Here is a 16,426-nt window from a genome sequence, read left to right as displayed (position 1 = left end):
CATGGCACTCCACCTCCCCGAGCACATCGCAAACAAGCTCTCTAAACAAGCCTTCGAAGACTTCGACGATTTCTCCCAAGTCTTCTGGTTGGCAATCGCCGAAGACCCGATTTACTCCCAACAATTCGTAACCTCCCAGCTCAACCGCATCAAGCAAGGCTGGCCACCCCGCGCACCCTTCGGCGAAACCGCCAAAGGCGTGCGCAACTATCAGATCTGCCACCTCGACCCGCCCACCATGGGCGGTGCAATGTACGAAGCCGAGAACCTGCGGATCATGAGTGCCCTGCAGTACGCGCTGTCTTCGGAGGTGGAGTGGTGATCAGTCAGAAGCACAGCCTCGCCGACTACACCTGCACAGAATTCCGCAGCGTGGTCGAGGAACTGCTCCAGGCAACCGGAACTTCAGCCTGGCAGGATCAATTATTGGAGCACTTTATCGACATGGCCGAACACCCAGATGGCTCCGACCTCCTCTACTACCCGGCAAACGAGCTGGAGGGCTGCGCCGTGGGCGTGATTGCACGTATCATCGCTTGGCGAAAATCAAAGGGACTTCCCCTGTTCAAGGACGTGCAATGAACAAGTCTGTATGGATATTGATGCTGCTTCTATCCGGATGCGCCGACGGCAGGATCCTCATCCTGCCTAATCTGCAGGACCAGAAGTTCGCCTGCGACATGGATCCTTACAAGCAAGGTTGCGAACGCCATAGTGACTATGACCGGCACTACAAATCGCTCGAGGACAAAAAGGGCTAGCCTCCCGTTACGATGCCGATCCCTTCCACTATCGCGCTGACTCCGACACACGCTATGCCGATCCCGCCAGACAGATCGGGGCTATTATCTCGAAGGCCATGAGTGCCAAGTCGATGCGGTAAGCCACCAGCTTGTAATGGAAACCCTGCTATCGAATGGCGAGACAGCAGTATTGTTCCTCGAGAGCCTGGATGTAGTCCTGGAACAGGCACAAAAGCGGACCTCTCATGAGGTCCGTTCTCACTGCCCTGCCATCAGCGCATTTCGGTAATCACGCTTGATGATGTCCAGAGCTGCAGGATCATCCAGCACTTCGAATCGGAGCAATACGCTGCCAGGTTCGCCTGGGTCGGAATAATCCATCCTGCCGACCAGATGCTGAACAAGCGTGTTCATGGCTTCGGTGTCAGCGGGGTCGACATCAAGCGATCTGATCAATGATTCAACAATCAACCTTGGCTTGTTTTCGGCAAACTGAAACGAAGGGTAGAACGTTCTACAACTGTCGGCGTGAGTGTATGCGAGAAGCTTCCCTTCGCTCGCCTCCTGAATCAACACTTGCTCTGTAATGCCCAATAACCCGCAAGCTGCCTGTACATCCAACAGCTGACAGCGACTGTCGATACGCTCGAACGCGCGCGCTTTCATTCTGGTTATTGCTTCCTGACTACGCGTTGCAACCGAAGCCATCAGTCCTCCTCGGCAATTCGATATTCCGTAAGATCTGAGGCTATGGCTGTCCAGTTTCATGAGTCAATTTTTCAATGCGTCTATTTGTAAACACGGCCATCACTAATAGGTACATGACTTGGTTTCTGAGCTGGCGCGCAAATCGAGCGCCGCGCGGGCTACGCTCGATCTCATAGGCGCTGAAAATACTGCGGCGAAAACCTCGAACCCCACTCTCACTGCCAATTAAATCCAAAAAAAAACCCGCCGAAGCGGGTTTTTTTACATCTGCAATACTTAGATCGCACCACGCTGACGCAGCACGTCCAGCACCTGCTTCACGCCTTCTTCAACACTGGTGTTCTGGGTATCGATCACCAGGTCAGCATCCAGCGGCACATCGAACGGGAAGCTTTCGCCCGGGATGTTGTCGCCACCGGCCGCATACAGGCCCTGTGGGTCACGCTCGCGGCACGCCAGCGGCGAGGCCTGAACGTAAACGGTCACCAGGCGCTCCTTGCCGATCAGCGCCTTGGCCTGCTCGCGGCCTTCGGCATCCGGGGCGACGAACGCAGCCAGGGTCAGCAGGCCAGCTTCGTTGAACTGGCGCGCCACGTGGGCGGCGCGACGCCAGTTCTCGGTGCGGCCGGCGCGGTCCTGTGGCAGGCCCTTGTTCAGGTCGTGGCGCAGGTTCTGGCCATCGAGCACGTACACCGCACGGCCCATGTCGAACAGCTTGCGCTCGACAGCGTAGGCCAGGGTGCTCTTGCCAGCGCCGGACAGGCCGCTGAACAGCACGGTGGCCGGCTGCTGGCCGAAGCGCAGGGCGCGCTCTTCGGTGGCCACGTGAGCGAGCTTGCCATGCTGGCCGGTACCGCCGTGCGGCAGGACTGGCGGGGCGATGATCATGCCGGCACCGACGGTGCCGTTGGTCAGGCGGTCGATGACGATGAACGCACCGGTGGTGCGGTTGCTGTCGTAACCGTCCAGGGCGATCGAGGCGTCCAGGGCGACCTTGACACGGCCGATCTCGTTCAGTTGCAGCGCGCTGGCAGCGCCCTGCTCCAGGGTGTTCACGTCGACCTTGTGGGTGATGCTGGCAATCGAGCCCGGCACGTAGCTGGTGGCGCGCTTGATATCGTATTTCTTGCCTGGGAGCATCGGCTCCTCGGCCATCCACACCAGCATGGCGTCGAACTGGTCGGTGACTGGCGGCACGTTATCGGCGTGCACCAGCAGGTCGCCACGGGAGATGTCGATCTCGTCTTCCATGGTCAGGGTCACGGCCTGGCCTGGGCCGGCGTTTTCCAGTTCACCTTCGTAGGTGACGATGGACTTGACCCGGCTGCTCTTGCCCGACGGCAGCACCACCACTTCGTCACCCTTGTGCACCACGCCGCTGGCGATGGTGCCGGCGAAGCCGCGGAAGTTCAGGTTCGGACGGTTGACGTACTGCACCGGGAAGCGCAGGTCGGTGAAGTTGCGGTCAGCCGCAACCTCGACGGTTTCAAGGATTTCCATCAGCGTCGGGCCGGCGTACCACGGCGACTGCTCGCTGTGATTTACCACGTTGTCGCCCTTGAGCGCCGACATCGGCACGAAGTGCAGGCTGCTCGGCTTCAGGTTGATGGCGTCGGCGAACTTCAGGTAGTCGGCCTTGATAGACTCGAACACACCTTCATCGAAGCCCTTGAGGTCCATCTTGTTGACCGCGACCACGATGTGCTTGATGCCCAACAGCGAGGCGATGTAGCTGTGGCGGCGGGTCTGGGTCTGCACGCCGTAGCGGGCATCGACCAGGATGATCGCCAGGTCGCAGGTGGACGCGCCGGTGGCCATGTTGCGGGTGTACTGCTCGTGGCCCGGGGTGTCGGCGATGATGAACTTGCGCTTGGCGGTGGAGAAGTAGCGGTAGGCGACATCGATGGTGATGCCCTGCTCGCGCTCGGCCTGCAGGCCGTCGACCAGCAGCGCCAGGTCGACTTCTTCACCGGTGGTGCCGACTTTCTTCGAATCACGGGTGATGGCCTCGAGGTGGTCCTCGTAGATCATCTTCGAGTCGTGCAGCAGGCGCCCGATCAGGGTGCTCTTGCCATCGTCGACGTTGCCGCAGGTCAGGAAGCGCAGCAGTTCCTTGCGCTCGTGCTGGGCCAGGTAGGCGAGGATGTCCTCGCTGATCAGATCAGATTGGTGCGACATGGAGTAACCCTGAAATTAGAAGTAGCCTTGGCGTTTCTTGTCTTCCATGGAACCGGCGCCATCGTGGTCGATGACGCGGCCCTGGCGTTCGGACGTACGGGTCAGGAGCATTTCCTGAATGATGTCCGTCAGGGTCTCGGCTTCCGACTCGACAGCGCCCGTCAGCGGGTAGCAGCCGAGGGTACGGAAACGCACCTTCTTCTTGACGATGCGCGCCTTCTCTTCCTCGGAGAGGTGCTCGAGGATGCGCTCGTCGTCGATCATGATCAGGGTGCCGTTCTTCTCGATCACTTCACGCTCGGCGGCGAAGTACAGCGGCACGATCGGGATGCCTTCGAGGTAGATGTACTGCCAGATGTCCAGCTCGGTCCAGTTCGACAGCGGGAAGACGCGGATCGACTCGCCCTTGTTGACCTTGCCGTTGTAGACGTTCCACAGCTCCGGGCGCTGGTTCTTCGGGTCCCAGCGGTGCTTGCTGTCACGGAACGAGTACACGCGCTCCTTGGCCCGCGACTTCTCTTCGTCGCGGCGTGCGCCACCGAAGGCGGCGTCGAAACCATGCTTGTCCAGCGCCTGCTTGAGGCCTTGGGTCTTCATGATGTCGGTGTGCTTGGAGCTGCCATGGGTGAACGGGTTGATGCCCTGCGCAACACCCTCGGGGTTGACGTGGGTGATCAGCTCCAGGCCCATTTCCTCGACCATCTTGTCGCGGAAGCTGTACATCTCCTGGAATTTCCACTGGGTGTCGACGTGCATCACCGGGAACGGCAGCTTGCCCGGGAAGAAGGCCTTGCGCGCCAGGTGCAGCATCACGGCGGAATCCTTGCCGATCGAGTACAGCATCACCGGGTTATCGAACTCGGCGGCCACCTCGCGGATGATGTGGATGCTCTCCGCCTCCAGCTGTTTCAAGTGCGTCAGTTTGTCGACCATGGCTACTCACGAAAAAACACGAAAAACGATCTTATGGACGGCCTGCGGGCCGTGTTCGAGCGAGCCACTTTATCACAGCGGCTGCTTCTATTTAGGAGGCGGGCTAGATCGAAAAAGTCTAACGATATGACTGGGGGTTTGGCTGCTGCGGGGCCTCCGTGGGAGCGGGCTCGCCCGCTCCCACGGAGGTCAGATGGGATTCGGGCAATCGATGAACAGGTGCTCCAGGGCGAAGCGCCGCGCCAGGTAATCACCCAGCGCCTGCACCCCATACCGCTCGGTGGCATGGTGCCCCGCGGCAACGAAGCTGACCCCGTTCTCCCGGGCACTGTGATAGGTCTGCTCGGACGCCTCGCCAGTAAGGTACAGGTCCACCCCCGCCGCAATCGCCGTATCGATGTAGCCCTGCCCGCCCCCGGTGCACCAGCCGACTCGGCGGATCATCTGGTCGCCCTCTACCAGCAACGGCTCACGTCCGAGCACTTCCTGCACCCGCCGGGCGAAGTCACGTGCAGTCACCGGCTCCGCCAACGAGCCAACCAGCCCGACCACCTTGGGGTTTTCCGGATCCAGCGGCCCTTCGACGGTGATATCCAGCTGCCGCGCCAGCTGCACGTTGTTGCCGACCTCAGGGTGCACATCCAGTGGCAGATGAAACGCCAGCAGGCTGATGTCGTGCTTGAGCAAGGTCTTCAGGCGGCGCTGACGGATCCCGGTAACGCACGGGTTCTCGCCCTTCCAGAAGTAACCATGGTGCACCAGGATCAGGTCGGCCTCGGCCTCGACTGCGGCATCCAGCAAGGCCTGGCTGGCGGTGACGCCGCTGACGATGCGGCTGACCTGCGGCCGGCCCTCGACCTGCAGGCCATTGGGGCAATAATCCTGGATCTTCGCGCTGCCCAGGTAGCGCTCGGCTTCCTCGACCAGGGTGTTGAGTGCGACGGCCATGAAAATCTCCTCGAAATCTGCGCTTTTCACGGGCGCAACGCCCGCAGAACGCCCGTATAATGCCGGCCATTATGGGCCGTCGCCGGCATCGGGGGAACCGGTGTATGATCGCGCGCGCTCATGCCCCACTGCGCGGCCTCCGGCCCCCGCTCTTTCCAGGACTCGTTCATGTTCAAGGCTTTGCGTTACTTCGGCTGGCCCCTGCTCACCGGTATTCTGATCGCCGTACTGATCATCCAGCGCTACCCGGAGTGGGTCGGTCTGCCCAGCCAGGACGTCAACCTGCAGCAAGCCCCGCAAACCACGCGGATCATGCAGGGCCCGGTGTCCTACGCCGACGCCGTGACCCTCGCCGCCCCGGCCGTGGTCAACCTGTACACCACCAAGGTGGTGAACAAAAGCGCCCATCCGTTGTTCGAAGACCCACAGTTCCGCCGCTTCTTCGGTGACAACCTGCCCAAGCAGCGTCGTTGGGAGTCGAGCCTGGGCTCTGCGGTGATCATGAGCCCCGAAGGCTACCTGCTGACCAACAACCACGTTACCAGCGGCGCCGATCAGATCGTCGTGGCCCTGAAAGACGGCCGCGAAACCCTGGCAAGGGTGATCGGCAGCGACCCGGAAACCGACCTGGCGGTGCTGAAGATCGACCTGAAGAACCTCCCGGCCATCACCATCGGCCGTTCCGACAACATTCATATCGGCGACGTCACCCTGGCCATCGGCAACCCGTTCGGCGTTGGCCAGACTGTGACCATGGGCATCATCAGCGCCACCGGCCGCAACCAGCTGGGCCTGAACAACTATGAAGACTTCATCCAGACCGACGCAGCGATCAACCCGGGCAACTCCGGCGGCGCGCTGGTGGATGCCAACGGCAACCTGGTCGGTATCAACACGGCGATCTTCTCCAAGTCCGGCGGCTCCCAGGGCATCGGCTTCGCCATACCGGTCAAGCTGGCGCTGGAAGTGATGAAATCGATCGTCGAACACGGTCAGGTGATCCGTGGCTGGCTGGGCATCGAGGTGCAGCCATTGAGCCAGGAACTGGCCGAGTCGTTCGGCATGCAGGGCCGCCCAGGCATCGTGGTGGCGGGTATCTTCCGCGACGGCCCGGCGCAGAAGGCCGGGTTGCAGTTGGGTGACGTGATCCTGAGCATTAACGGCGAACCGGCGGGTGACGGGCGCAAGTCGATGAACCAGGTTGCGCGAATCAAGCCGACCGACAAGATCACCATCGAGGTGATGCGCAATGGTCAGCAGCTGAAGCTGATTGCCGAGGTGGGGCTGCGCCCGCCACCGGCGCCGGCTGCCAACCCGGAAGATAATTAAGGCCTCAAGCGGGGGCCGCTTTGCGGCCCATCGCCGGCAAGCGCGGCTCCCACAGGTATAGCACCAGCCTTGAGCCCTTTGCAGTACCTGTGGGAGCGGCGCTTGCCGACGATGGGCTGCAAAGCAGCCCCTTTTCTTTGCATCAGTGCAGGATCTGGCTAAGGAACAGCTTGGTCCGGTCACTGCGCGGTCGGTCGAAGAAGTCATCCGGCGCGGCTTGCTCGACGATCTCCCCCTTGTCCATGAAGATCACCCGGTTCGCCACGGTGCGGGCAAAGCCCATTTCGTGGGTCACGCAGAGCATGGTCATGCCGTCTTCGGCCAGACCGACCATGGTGTCGAGCACTTCCTTGACCATTTCCGGGTCCAGTGCCGAGGTCGGTTCGTCAAACAGCATGATCTTCGGTTTCATGCACAGCGCCCGGGCAATCGCCACGCGCTGCTGCTGGCCACCCGACAGCTGCCCCGGGAACTTGTGGGCCTGCTCCGGAATACGCACCCGCTCCAGGTAGTGCATGGCGATTTCCTCGGCCTTGCGCCGGGGCATCTTGCGCACCCACATTGGCGCCAGGGTGCAGTTTTCCAGAATGCTCAGGTGCGGGAACAGGTTGAAGTGCTGGAACACCATGCCCACCTCGCGGCGGATCGCCTCGATCTGCTTGAGGTCGTTGGTCAGTTCCACGCCATCGACCACGATGCGGCCCTGCTGGTGCTCTTCCAGGCGGTTGAGGCAGCGGATGGTGGTCGACTTGCCGGAGCCTGACGGGCCACACAGGACGATGCGCTCGCCCTGGCGCACATTCAGGTTGATGTCCTTGAGCACATGGAACTGGCCGTACCACTTGTTCACGCCCTGCATCTGGATGATGCCTTCGGGGCCGGCAGGCTGCTTGATCGCTTCACTCATTTCGAAACTCCTAACGCTTGTGGCCAGTGTCCAGCTTGCGCTCCAGGTGCATGGAGTAGCGGGACATACCGAAACAGAAAATCCAGAACACCAGGGCGGCGAACACATAACCCTCGGTGGCCATGCCCAGCCAGGCCGGGTCGGCAGCGGCTTGCTTGACGCTGTTGAGCAGGTCGAACAGGCCGATGATGATCACCAGGCTGGTGTCCTTGAACAGGGCGATGAAGGTGTTGACGATGCCGGGGATCACCAGCTTGAGCGCCTGCGGCAGAATCACCAGGCCCATCGAGCGCCAGTAGCCCAGGCCCATGGCTGCGGCGGCTTCGTACTGGCCCTTGGGGATGGCCTGCAGACCGCCGCGGACCACCTCGGCGACATACGCCGACTGGAACAGGATCACCCCGATCATCGCCCGCAGCAGCTTGTCGAAGCTCATGCCTTCAGGCAGGAACAACGGCAACATCACCGACGACATGAACAGCACGGTGATCAGTGGCACGCCGCGCCAGAACTCGATGAAGGTCACGCAGACCACCTTCACCGCCGGCATCCGCGAGCGCCGCCCGAGGGCCAACAAGATGCCCAGCGGCAAGGCGCCGACGATCCCCACGGTGGCAATCACCAGGGTCAGCATCAGGCCGCCCCACTGGCTGGTGGCGACGTTGCTCAGGCCCAGTACGCCGCCGTGCAGCAAGGTGTAGGCGATGACCGGGTACAGCACCAGGAAGCCCAGGCCGTAGATGGCCTTGCGCGGGAAGCGCCTGATGAACAGCGGCGCCGCGCCGAGCACGGCCAGCCACACGGTGAGGTCCACGCGCCAGCGCAGCTCGACCGGGTAGTAGCCGTACATGAACTGGCCAAAGCGCTGCTGCACGAACACCCAGCAGGCGCCCTCCTTGGTGCAGTCGGCGCGGGTGGTGCCGACCCAGTTGGCGTCGATGAACGCCCACTGCACCAGCGGCGGCACGATCAGCCACACCAGGTACACGGCGAACAGGGTCAGCAGGGTGTTGAGCCAGCTGGAGAACAGGTTTGCACGCATCCATGCGAGCACGCCGACGGTTTTCACCGGTGGCGGCATGTCAGGTTTGAAAACATGGGCATTCACGGGCGTATCCTCACCGCTCGATCAGCGCGATGCGCTTGTTGTACCAGTTCATCAGCAGCGAAATGCTGATGCTGATGGCGAGATAGACACTCATGGTGATGGCGATCACCTCGATGGCCTGGCCGGTCTGGTTGAGCACGGTACCGGCGAACAGCGAGACCATCTCCGGGTAGCCGATACCGGCCGCCAGCGACGAGTTCTTCGCCAGGTTCAGGTATTGGCTGGTCAGCGGCGGAATGATCACCCGCAGTGCCTGGGGGATGATCACCTTGCGCAGCGTCGGGCCGTCGCGCAGGCCGAGCGAGTGGGCCGCTTCGGTCTGGCCGTGGCTCACCGAACGAATGCCCGAACGCACGATCTCGGCAATGAAGGCCGCCGTGTAGATGGTCAAGGCCAGGGTCAGCGCCAGCAACTCAGGGATCAACACCCAGCCGCCGACGAAGTTGAAGCCCTTGAGCTGCGGCACCTCCCAGTGCACCGGGCTGCCGAACAGCAGTGCGCAGGTGCCTGGAATGGCGATGAGCAGCGCCAGCCCCACCCAGAACTTGTGGAACGGCTCGCCGGTTTCGTCGAAACGCTTGTTGGCGTAACGCACCATCGCCACGATCGCCACCAGCGCCAACACCAGAGCGACGACGAACGGCCAGAAGCCCTCCGCCATCGACGCACCGGGCATGTTCAGGCCACGGTTGCTGATGAAGAAGGTGTCGTCGATGTTGATGCTGCCCCTTGGCCCCGGCAGGGTCAGGAACACCGCGAAGTACCAGAACAGGATCTGCAGCAGTGGCGGGATGTTGCGGAAGGTTTCCACATACACGGTCGCCAGCTTGCTGATCATCCAATTGGGCGACAGCCGCGCTACGCCGATGATGAAGCCGAGGACGGTCGCCAGGATCACGCCAATGAACGTCACCAGCAAGGTATTAAGCAGGCCGATGACGAACACCCGCGCGTAGCTGTCGGACTCCACGTAGGGAATCAGGTGCTGGGCGATGCCGAAGCCAGCGCTACGCTCGAGGAAGTCGAAACCCGAGGTGATACCCCGGTGTTGCAGGTTGGTCTGGGTGTTGTGGAACAGGTACCAGCCCAGGCCCACCACGAAGACGATCGTGAGAATCTGGAACAGCCAGGCGCGCACACGCGGGTCGTTCAGGGACAGCCCCTTGGGTGCGCCAATTTGATTTTGCATGAAGTGCCCCGAAAAATAGGGATTCGAACAACCTGCGGCGGCGGGATGCCGCCGCAGGGTGCAGCCATCAGCGCACAGGTGGCGCGTACTGGATGCCGCCGTTGTTCCACAGGGCGTTCATGCCACGGTCGATCTTCAGGTCGGTGCTCTGGCCCAGGTTCTTCTCGAACACTTCGCCGTAGTTGCCGACTTGCTTGACGATCTGCACTACCCAGTCTTTGGGCAGCTTGAGGTCCTTGCCATATTCACCGTCCGCGCCCAGCAGGCGGGCGACGTCCGGGTTCTTGGTGGACTTGGCCTCGGCCTCGACGTTCTTCGAGGTGATGCCGGCCTCTTCGGCATTGAGCATGGCGAACAGGGTCCACTTGACGATGCTGAACCAGTCTTCGTCGCCTTTACGCACCACCGGGCCCAGGGGTTCCTTGGAGATGGTTTCCGGCAGTACCACGTAGTCGGTCGGCGCGGCCAGCTTGGAGCGCTGGGCGAACAGCTGCGACTTGTCCGAGGTCAGCACGTCGCAACGGCCGGACTCAAGCGACTTGGCGCTTTCGTCGGAGGTGTCGAAGGTGATCGGGGTGTACTTCAGGCCATTGGCACGGAAGAAGTCCGACACGTTCAGTTCGGTGGTGGTACCGGCCTGGATGCAGATGGTCGCGCCGTCGAGTTCCTTGGCGCTGGAAACGCCGAGCTTCTTGTTGACCAGGAAGCCAACGCCGTCGTAGTAGGTAACACCGGCGAACACCAGGCCCATGCCGGCATCGCGCGAGCTGGTCCAGGTGGTGTTGCGCGACAGCACGTCGACTTCGCCCGACTGCAGTGCGGTGAAGCGTTCCTTGGCGTTGAGCTGACTGAACTTGACCTTGGTCGCGTCACCGAACACGGCGGCGGCCACGGCGCGGCAGACGTCGGCATCGATACCGACGATCTTGCCCTGCGCATCTGGGACCGAGAAGCCTGGAAGACCGTCGCTCACGCCACACTGGACGAAGCCCTTCTTCTTTACCGCATCGAGAGTGGCGCCGGCCTGGGCGGTGCTCACGGCGCCCAGTGCGGCGGCAGCGGTCAGGACTGCCAGGGTGGTTTTCAACATCTTCATTCACAACCTCCAAATCGCTCTTGTTGTACGAGCCGGAATTGCACCGCACCCTTTTGAGGCGCATCCGACCCTTGTTGGCTTGTTATTGGGTCAATTGGCGCAATGGGCTGTTCTATGACAGCCTTCGCGTACAAAGGGTGTTACCGTCACGGCCTGCCCTTTGCATCGGATGAAGAATTGCAAAGCGCGTACCAGAATTACCGGCTGTAGCGTTTAAGCGCTCGTCAAGTAGGGAAAGTTGTATCGTTGCGACATTCTTTTACTGACAATCATTTTCAGCGCCTTCTTTTCACGCACGCCATAACAAGACCCGCACTCTTTCGGAGCAGTCATGACCAACCCGCTGATTCTCGAACCCCAGAAAACCGCTGACGCCTGTGTGATCTGGTTGCACGGTTTGGGTGCCGACCGTTACGACTTCCTACCTGTGGCCGAATTCATGCAGGAACGCCTGCCCAGCACCCGCTTCGTAATGCCCCAGGCGCCGACCCGCCCGGTAACCATCAATGGCGGCTACGCCATGCCCAGCTGGTACGACATCAAGGCCATGACCCCGGCCCGCGCCATCGACGAAGCGCAGCTTGAAGAGTCCGCCGAGCAGATCATCGGCCTGATCAAGGCCGAGCAGGCCAAAGGCATCAACCTGTCGCGGATCTTCCTCGCCGGTTTCTCCCAGGGCGGTGCGGTGGTGCTGCACACTGCCTATATAAAGTGGCAGGAAGCACTGGGCGGCGTGATCGCCCTGTCCACCTACGCCCCGACCTTCACTGACAGCCACCAGCTGAGCGCCTGCCAGCAACGCACCCCGGCCCTGTGCCTGCACGGCGTGCACGACCCGGTGGTGATTCCGTCCATGGGCCGTACCGCGTTCGAATACCTCAACACCTGGGGTGTCGCCGCACGCTGGCACGAATACCCGATGGAGCACGAGGTGGTGGTCGAGGAGCTGAGCGATATCCACGACTGGTTGAGCAAGCAATTGCAATAAGCCAACACCACCTGTAGTTGTGGGAGTTTTCCGCTACGCCGCGCCCAGTTCTTGCATTACACTGCCCGGCGTACATTCCTTAACCAGTTGATGAGACGATCGTGCTCAAGGCACTCAAGAAAATATTCGGCAAAGGAGACGCCGCGCCACAGGCCGCCGCTCCTGCTGCCAGCGTGACGCCAACGGCGCCCGCCCCCACCGCAGAGGCCCGGCCCGAGCCGAAACCGGCCGCGCCCCGCGCCAAGCCCGCCGCCAAGGTAGAAGCAGCCGCCGACGCCCCAGCGCCTGCCGACAAGCCGGCCAAAGACAAACCACGTCGCGAACGCAAGCCCAAGCCCCAGGCGAGCCTGTGGAAGCCGGAAGACTTCGTGGTCGAGCCGCAAGAAGGCAAGACCCGTTTCCACGACTTCAAGCTCTCCAACGAGCTGATGCACGCCATCCACGACCTCGGTTTCCCTTACTGCACCCCAATCCAGGCGCAGGTGCTGGGTTACACCCTGGCTGGCCAGGACGCCATCGGTCGCGCCCAGACCGGTACTGGCAAGACGGCGGCGTTCCTGATTTCGATCATTTCCCAGCTGCAGCAGACGCCGCCGCCGAAAGAGCGCTACATGGGTGAGCCGCGCGCGTTGATCATCGCGCCAACCCGCGAGCTGGTGGTGCAGATCGCCAAGGACGCCGTCGCCCTGACCAAGTACACCGGCCTGAACGTGATGAGCTTCGTCGGTGGCATGGACTTCGACAAGCAGCTCAAGGCCCTGGAAGCCCGCCATTGCGACATCCTGGTGGCCACCCCCGGCCGCCTGCTGGACTTCAACCAGCGCGGCGAAGTGCACCTGGACATGGTCGAGGTGATGGTGCTGGACGAAGCCGACCGCATGCTCGACATGGGCTTCATCCCCCAGGTTCGGCAGATCATCCGCCAGACCCCGCCGAAGAGCGAACGCCAGACCCTGCTGTTCTCCGCCACCTTCACCGACGACGTGATGAACCTGGCCAAGCAGTGGACCACCAACCCGGCGATCGTCGAGATCGAGCCGGAGAACGTCGCCAGCGAGACGGTCGAGCAACACGTGTATGCGGTGGCCGGCAGCGACAAGTACAAGCTGCTGTACAACCTGGTGACCCAGAACAAGTGGGAACGGGTGATGGTGTTCGCCAACCGCAAGGACGAGGTACGGCGCATCGAGGAAAAACTCGTGCGCGACGGTATCAATGCCGCGCAGTTGTCCGGTGACGTACCGCAGCACAAGCGTATTCGCACCCTGGAGAACTTCCGTGAAGGGCGCATCACCGTGCTGGTGGCCACCGACGTTGCCGGGCGCGGGATTCACATCGATGGCATCAGCCATGTGATCAACTTCACCCTGCCGGAAGACCCGGACGATTACGTGCACCGCATCGGCCGCACCGGGCGTGCGGGCGCTGAAGGCGTATCGATCAGCTTTGCCGGTGAGGATGACTCCTATCAGCTACCGGCGATCGAAGAGCTGCTGGGGCGCAAGATCAAGTGCGAGATGCCACCGGATGAGCTTTTGAAGCCGGTACCGCGCAAGCATCACTGACCTGTGTCCCGCGAGCCGGGGCGAAGCCCCGGCCATCAAACAGAAGATCTACCAGCGCCCAGCCGCATCCTGGTCGCTCTGCTTCCCTTCCACCCAGCGCGGCCCATCCTGGGTATTTTCCTTCTTCCAGAACGGCGCCCGGGTCTTCAGGTAGTCCATGATGAAGTTGCAGGCATCGAACGCCGCCTGCCGATGGGCACTGGCCACACCGACAAAGACGATCGGCTCGCCCGGCTCCAGTGCGCCGATGCGGTGCAGCACCTCGACCTTGAGCAACGGCCAGCGTTGCTCGGCCTCGACCACGATCTTGGCCAGGGCCTTCTCGGTCATGCCCGGGTAATGCTCGAGGAACATCCCCGCCACGTCCCGACCATCGTTGAAATCGCGCACATAGCCAACGAAACCGACCACGGCGCCAACGCCGACGTTGGCTGCATGCATGGCATTGACCTCGGCCCCCGGGTCGAATGCCCCGTGTTGCACTCGCACTGCCATGTTCAGCCTCCGGTCACTGGCGGGAAGAATGCCACTTCATCGCCCTCTTCCAGCGGCTCGTCGAGCTTGCACAGCTCTTCATTGCGCGCACTCATCAAGTTCTGTTCGGCCAGCACCGCGTACTGCCCGCCCTTTGCCACCAGCGCCTGGCGCACATCGTCGACCACCTTGAACTCGCCTTCCAGGCGCTCGGCATCAACGCCCAGCAGCTCGCGGTAACGGGCGAAGTACATCACCTTGACCTTCATCACGCCTCCACCTTGTAGTGCCCGCTCTTGCCGCCGACTTTTTCCAGCAGGCGCACCTGCTCGATGACCATGCCCTTGTCCACCGCCTTGCACATGTCGTAGATCGTCAGCGCAGCGACGCTGGCGGCGGTCAGCGCTTCCATCTCGACGCCGGTCTGGCCGGCCAGCTTGCAGCGGGCGACGATATGCACCGCATCTGCGCCGTCGGCGCTCAGTTCGACCTTGACGCTGGTCAGCATCAGCGGGTGGCACAGCGGGATCAGGTCACTGGTCTTCTTTGCTGCCTGGATACCGGCAATACGCGCCACGGCGAACACATCGCCCTTGGGATGCTCGCCGTCGACGATCATCTGCAAGGTCTGCGGCAACATGCGCACCCGCGCCTCGGCCACCGCCTCGCGCTCGGTCACGGCCTTTTCAGTGACGTCGACCATATTGGCGCGCCCCTGGGAATCAAGATGAGTCAGCACTGCTCTGCTCCTGTGAAGGGAACAGAGAGTGTAAACCCGTGGGTCAGGATTGCGCAGCGGAAAAAAGCCGGGCGGCGAGCCACCCGGCTGGGAGGGTTACAGGTGAGACTCGGCGTACTCGGCCAGCACCGAACGTGGCACACCCTGCAGGGTGATGTGCACGCCATGGGGGAAGTCCTTGAAGCGCTCGGTCAGGTAGGTCAGGCCCGAGCTGGTCGCGGACAGGTAAGGCGTGTCGATCTGTGCCAGGTTGCCCAGGCACACCACCTTGGAACCAGAGCCGGCCCGGGTGATGATGGTCTTCATCTGGTGCGGCGTGAGGTTCTGGCATTCATCGATCAGTATCAGGCTCTGCTGGAAGCTGCGCCCGCGGATGTAGTTGAGCGACTTGAACTGCAGCGGCACGCGCTCGAGGATGTATTCGACGCTGCCATGGGTGCTTTCGTCGTCCATGTGCAAGGCTTCGAGGTTGTCGGTGATGGCGCCCAGCCAAGGCTCCATTTTCTCCGCCTCGGTGCCCGGCAGGAAGCCGATCTCCTGGTCCAGCCCCTGCACGCTGCGGGTGGCGATGATGCGCCGGTAGCGCTTGCTGACCATGGTCTGTTCGATGGCTGCGGCCAAGGCCAGGATGGTCTTGCCGGAGCCGGCAGCGCCGGTCAGGTTGACCAGGTGGATATCCGGGTCTAGCAAGGCGAACAGCGCCAGGCTCTGATGAATGTCCCGAGGTTTCAGCCCCCAGGCCTCCTGATGCAGCAATGGCTCCTGGTGCAGGTCGAGCAACAGCAGTTCATCGTTACGGATGCCTTTTACCCAGCCGACAAAACCTTGCTCGTCGATGATGAACTCGTTGATGTGCACGGCGGGCAGGTTGTCGATCATTTGCACCCGATGCCAGGTGCGGCCACGCTCCTGACGGGTATCGACCTTGCTGACCCGGTCCCAGAACGAGCCAGTGACCGAGTGATAGCCCTTGGACAGCAAGGACACGTCGTCGACCAGTTGGTCGGTGCTGTAGTCCTCGGCCGCGATTCCACAGGCGCGCGCTTTCAGGCGCATGTTGATGTCTTTGGTGACCAGCACCACGTCCAGGTCGGTGCGCCGGCTGCGTACGTCGAGCAGGGTGTTGATGATGATGTTGTCGTTGAGGTTTTCCGGCAGCAACTTGCTGGGCTCGTTGCGCGGGCTCATCAGGATCGACAGGAACCCCTTGGGCCCACTCTTGCCGCGCTGGATCGGCACGCCCTGCTCGACATCGCTGGGCGAAGCGTCACCGAGGGTCTGGTCGATCAGGCGGATGGCCTGGCGACATTCGGCGGCGATGGTCTGTTTACCGGTCTTGAGCTTGTCGAGTTCCTCCAGCACCGTCATCGGAATGGCGACGTGATGCTCCTCGAAGTTGAGTAATGCGTTGGGGTCGTGAATCAGGACGTTGGTATCGAGCACATAGAGGATTGGCTTGCTGGAGGAAGGGTTGCGTCCTTGGTCATCCATACTCGGTCACCTTATGTCGAAGCCACACGG

Annotated in this window: 18 protein-coding genes; 6 read left to right on the top strand and 12 right to left on the bottom strand. The window is 61.9% G+C overall.

Annotated features, from left to right (window positions below):
- Position 1: 1 nt before the first annotated feature.
- From C2H86_RS16435 to C2H86_RS16425, 3 genes are read left to right on the top strand one after another with little or no spacing between them, the layout of a single operon-like run.
- The gene (locus C2H86_RS16435) at positions 2 to 322 is read left to right on the top strand and encodes an S-type pyocin (protein ID WP_159408954.1); all 321 of its coding nucleotides are present in this window, start codon (positions 2 to 4) and stop codon (positions 320 to 322) included.
- The gene (locus C2H86_RS16430; RefSeq protein WP_159408953.1) at positions 319 to 582 is read left to right on the top strand and encodes a bacteriocin immunity protein; all 264 of its coding nucleotides are present in this window, start codon (positions 319 to 321) and stop codon (positions 580 to 582) included. The genes C2H86_RS16435 and C2H86_RS16430 overlap by 4 nt, the downstream gene beginning before the upstream one ends.
- The gene (locus C2H86_RS16425; RefSeq protein WP_159408952.1) at positions 579 to 761 is read left to right on the top strand and encodes a hypothetical protein; all 183 of its coding nucleotides are present in this window, start codon (positions 579 to 581) and stop codon (positions 759 to 761) included. Before C2H86_RS16430 ends, C2H86_RS16425 begins: the two co-directional genes overlap by 4 nt.
- Before the next feature lie 240 nt (positions 762 to 1,001).
- Here the strand turns inward: C2H86_RS16425 and C2H86_RS16420 are convergent, their stop codons facing one another.
- The 4 genes from C2H86_RS16420 to C2H86_RS16405 all read right to left on the bottom strand — a co-directional run bounded on the left by C2H86_RS16420 (position 1,002) and on the right by C2H86_RS16405 (position 5,510).
- The gene (locus C2H86_RS16420; protein WP_159408951.1) at positions 1,002 to 1,451 is read right to left on the bottom strand and encodes a hypothetical protein; all 450 of its coding nucleotides are present in this window, start codon (positions 1,449 to 1,451) and stop codon (positions 1,002 to 1,004) included.
- 276 nt (positions 1,452 to 1,727) lie between these two features.
- Positions 1,728 to 3,629: a sulfate adenylyltransferase subunit CysN gene (gene cysN, locus C2H86_RS16415; protein ID WP_159408950.1), complete on the bottom strand. Its 1,902-nt coding sequence runs from the start codon at positions 3,627 to 3,629 to the stop codon at positions 1,728 to 1,730.
- 15 nt (positions 3,630 to 3,644) lie between these two features.
- Positions 3,645 to 4,562, bottom strand: coding sequence for a sulfate adenylyltransferase subunit CysD (gene cysD / locus C2H86_RS16410; protein WP_003251799.1), 918 nt, complete (start codon positions 4,560 to 4,562; stop codon positions 3,645 to 3,647).
- Positions 4,563 to 4,751: 189 nt separating this feature from the next.
- Positions 4,752 to 5,510: a Nif3-like dinuclear metal center hexameric protein gene (locus C2H86_RS16405; RefSeq protein ID WP_152954828.1), complete on the bottom strand. Its 759-nt coding sequence runs from the start codon at positions 5,508 to 5,510 to the stop codon at positions 4,752 to 4,754.
- A 168-nt stretch (positions 5,511 to 5,678) separates the two neighbouring features.
- Between C2H86_RS16405 and algW the strand changes: the two genes are divergently transcribed.
- The gene (gene algW, locus C2H86_RS16400; RefSeq protein WP_159408949.1) at positions 5,679 to 6,839 is read left to right on the top strand and encodes a Do family serine endopeptidase AlgW; all 1,161 of its coding nucleotides are present in this window, start codon (positions 5,679 to 5,681) and stop codon (positions 6,837 to 6,839) included.
- Positions 6,840 to 6,981: 142 nt separating this feature from the next.
- Here algW and C2H86_RS16395 read toward each other — a convergent pair whose 3' ends face one another.
- The 4 genes from C2H86_RS16395 to C2H86_RS16380 all read right to left on the bottom strand — a co-directional run bounded on the left by C2H86_RS16395 (position 6,982) and on the right by C2H86_RS16380 (position 11,139).
- Positions 6,982 to 7,746: an amino acid ABC transporter ATP-binding protein gene (locus C2H86_RS16395; protein WP_027918029.1), complete on the bottom strand. Its 765-nt coding sequence runs from the start codon at positions 7,744 to 7,746 to the stop codon at positions 6,982 to 6,984.
- A gap of 10 nt (positions 7,747 to 7,756) precedes the next feature.
- Positions 7,757 to 8,854 carry an amino acid ABC transporter permease gene (locus C2H86_RS16390; protein WP_159408948.1) on the bottom strand — a complete coding sequence of 366 codons (1,098 nt, stop codon included), beginning with the start codon at positions 8,852 to 8,854 and terminating at the stop codon, positions 7,757 to 7,759.
- Positions 8,855 to 8,864: 10 nt separating this feature from the next.
- Positions 8,865 to 10,043, bottom strand: a complete 1,179-nt coding sequence (locus C2H86_RS16385; protein WP_159408947.1) for an amino acid ABC transporter permease — start codon at positions 10,041 to 10,043, stop codon at positions 8,865 to 8,867.
- Positions 10,044 to 10,110: 67 nt separating this feature from the next.
- Complete coding sequence (locus tag C2H86_RS16380) at positions 10,111 to 11,139, bottom strand: amino acid ABC transporter substrate-binding protein (protein ID WP_027918032.1); 1,029 nt, start codon at positions 11,137 to 11,139, stop codon at positions 10,111 to 10,113.
- Between the two features lie 331 nt (positions 11,140 to 11,470).
- On the opposite strand from C2H86_RS16380, the gene C2H86_RS16375 reads away from it, so the two are divergent.
- Positions 11,471 to 12,127, top strand: coding sequence for an alpha/beta hydrolase (locus C2H86_RS16375; protein WP_103449183.1), 657 nt, complete (start codon positions 11,471 to 11,473; stop codon positions 12,125 to 12,127).
- Positions 12,128 to 12,228: 101 nt separating this feature from the next.
- Positions 12,229 to 13,692: an ATP-dependent RNA helicase RhlB gene (gene rhlB / locus C2H86_RS16370; RefSeq protein ID WP_159408946.1), complete on the top strand. Its 1,464-nt coding sequence runs from the start codon at positions 12,229 to 12,231 to the stop codon at positions 13,690 to 13,692.
- 48 nt (positions 13,693 to 13,740) lie between these two features.
- Here rhlB and moaE read toward each other — a convergent pair whose 3' ends face one another.
- From moaE to C2H86_RS16350, 4 genes are all read right to left on the bottom strand, one after another.
- On the bottom strand, positions 13,741 to 14,187 hold the full coding sequence (gene moaE / locus C2H86_RS16365) for a molybdopterin synthase catalytic subunit MoaE (RefSeq protein ID WP_099815832.1): 447 nt from the start codon (positions 14,185 to 14,187) through the stop codon (positions 13,741 to 13,743).
- Between the two features lie 2 nt (positions 14,188 to 14,189).
- Positions 14,190 to 14,435, bottom strand: a complete 246-nt coding sequence (moaD, locus tag C2H86_RS16360; protein ID WP_099815833.1) for a molybdopterin converting factor subunit 1 — start codon at positions 14,433 to 14,435, stop codon at positions 14,190 to 14,192.
- A complete protein-coding gene (gene moaC / locus C2H86_RS16355; protein ID WP_110635704.1) occupies positions 14,435 to 14,905 on the bottom strand; it encodes a cyclic pyranopterin monophosphate synthase MoaC in 471 nt (156 codons plus the stop codon). The genes moaD and moaC overlap by 1 nt, the downstream gene beginning before the upstream one ends.
- A gap of 96 nt (positions 14,906 to 15,001) precedes the next feature.
- A complete protein-coding gene (locus C2H86_RS16350; protein ID WP_159408945.1) occupies positions 15,002 to 16,396 on the bottom strand; it encodes a PhoH family protein in 1,395 nt (464 codons plus the stop codon).
- Between the last annotated feature and the right edge of the window lie 30 nt (positions 16,397 to 16,426).

Origin of the sequence: Pseudomonas putida (genome assembly GCF_009883635.2) — a bacterium.
Taxonomy (GTDB): Bacteria; Pseudomonadota; Gammaproteobacteria; order Pseudomonadales; family Pseudomonadaceae; genus Aquipseudomonas; species Aquipseudomonas putida_W.
This window is presented reverse-complemented; position numbering and strand designations above follow the sequence as displayed.